This is a genomic window from Desulfobacula sp. (assembly GCF_030145145.1).
Taxonomy (GTDB): domain Bacteria; phylum Desulfobacterota; class Desulfobacteria; order Desulfobacterales; family Desulfobacteraceae; genus Desulfobacula.
Window position 1 is genome coordinate 1 of sequence record NZ_JAQYWD010000089.1, and the last position, 2,118, is coordinate 2,118.

The window sequence follows — 2,118 nt, forward strand, 5'->3', positions numbered from 1 at the left end:
CATTTAAATATTGAAGGCTATCCCGCCGGCTGATCTATATACTGCCTTTGTATGCGTTCACAGGGGGTAATGAGTAATTAGTCGATCAGATCCATGACAGATCTGGCTCTTGTTCTTTGAAATACGAAGCCAGTAGTTCAACCAGTAGCGGGAAAGAATCCAAAGACCGGATTGAACATGTTTGTTTGAATGACAATATCCGTTCGACCCAGCGGTTTCCTTTTTCGCTTTGTGTGCCCTTGCTTCTTTTTCTCCATAGGACACCATAGCGCAATGTCCGTTCTGCAAAATTGTTGGTCGGCTCAACTTCGACAATATCAAGAAATAGCCAGAGGGATTCAATTTGTCTGATCAACGAGCGAGCCAGCGTACCGACTTCGCCTTTATGTTCCTGATGATCAAAAATAAGATCCGTAAAATGTTGATAAAAAGCCCGCCACTCTATATCCTCTGGAATAACTTTTGCCCAATGGCAAAGTAGTTGAAGATCCTTGGTTATCTGTTGACCGAATTGTCTGGTTATAGGATCTTTCCTTTCAGCGAGGGCTTTAGCTTTTCTGATCAGGTGCGCTAAGCATGTTTGTCTAAGGTTGATCCATTTTTGATAGACACCATAATTGTCGCTGACCAGGATACCGTCCCAATCTTGAACCAGATCCAAGAAAGCTTGTTTCGATCTGTTTTTATGAATCATGAAGTATGCGACTGTGCTGTTAACCATAACCCATAACCATTTCAGGGCACCATTCTGGAACCACGACGTTTCATCAATATAATTGACATAGCTATTTCGGGCGATATTGCCAATTTTTTCATGCACAGGTTTCAGTGCTTCTGATGCCCTATCAATAATTTTTTGAATTGCACCTGAAGATATTGAAACCCCCAGAACTGACTGACAGAATGTGCGTATCGTCTCACGGCTGTTTCCCTGTATACCACTGGTCTCGGCAATTAGTGCACTGAGTCTTGGGCCATATCCGGTTTTATGTTCGCAAGGAAGCTGGGCTTTCACCACGTTCCCGCACTGGATGCATGTGCCTTGGTTGAGAATGAAATGCCGTACATCCATTTCAATCTCTGGCAGTTCAATTACCTGGTGCGTATAAAACGGTTTTATGCTTTCCGGATCAAAGGATAAACATCCGCAGCTGCATGTTTCAGGAAGCAGAATATTTTCTGAGATAGGTGTCATTAATTTTTGTTGATGACCTTTGTGTCCCTTTTGTCCCCCTCGATTTCGTTTGCTTTCCTTGCTCTCTTTGGAAGGCTTTTTGTAAGGGGGATCAGATGATGGGGGCTTGCTGGAATTTTGTGAGTTTTGATTAAGACTGTTTTCAAGCTTTGTGACGCGCTTTTTTAAATCTCCCGTTTCCTTGATGAGCTTGATGACAAGTCCCTCCAGCTGGATAATATACCGCCGGACTGGTTCTGGAGTTACGTCCCAATCTTCATCTGTAAATGGTCTTTTAATTTCCATGTAAAAGAACTTAACATATTAAAAAACAAAAATCTAGATTTTTTTAATTATTTCAATGGGTTGCAATAATTATATTTTTGTGCGTAATTTCAAGTGGTTATGGTAACCTGCTGCCCCCGTGAACGGATACGGGACTTTTAATTCTACAATAGCACACCCGAATAGTTTCACAAAAAATAAGTGCACATCAAGCATTGATTTTGACAAGGTGTCTGGAAATACTATTTCTAAAGGTATTGAATCTCCCTTTTTCATAGCTGTATTTCTTCCTCTAAGGAACTTTGAAAGCTTCATCCAGGCATTGTCATGTGGGGCTGTTCTGGCATTGTTGCAATTAGGACATATTAATGAATTAAATTTAAATTTTCCCGATTTAATACTTCCAACTTTTTGGTTTCTTCTTTGATCTGTATGTAAATAAAGAGGATTTCGCTGAGATACATCATTATAAAGAGCACGAAGATCTGATGCTTTGATCTTATGTTCACCCGTTTTTGCTTCATTGCCACAAATCCAGCATTTCATCTTTAGATCCTCAAAATATAACGGTGCCCTTAACATACCGGGCGGGTGTTTTAACACCTGGTCCTTGTAAATCGGAGTGATCTTTTATTATTTACATACTGTCCTGTAAAATG

Annotated in this window: 2 protein-coding genes; both read right to left on the reverse strand. The window is 40.5% G+C overall.

Annotated features, from left to right (window positions below; translation table 11 throughout):
* Positions 1 to 85 precede the first annotated feature (85 nt).
* Entirely contained in the window at positions 86 to 1,480 is a 1,395-nt protein-coding gene (locus Q1Q15_RS25400) for an IS66 family transposase (RefSeq protein ID WP_300465591.1), read from the reverse strand.
* Positions 1,481 to 1,549: 69 nt separating this feature from the next.
* A complete protein-coding gene (locus tag Q1Q15_RS25405; protein WP_300465593.1) occupies positions 1,550 to 2,005 on the reverse strand; it encodes a hypothetical protein in 456 nt (151 codons plus the stop codon).
* Positions 2,006 to 2,118: the final 113 nt, after the last annotated feature.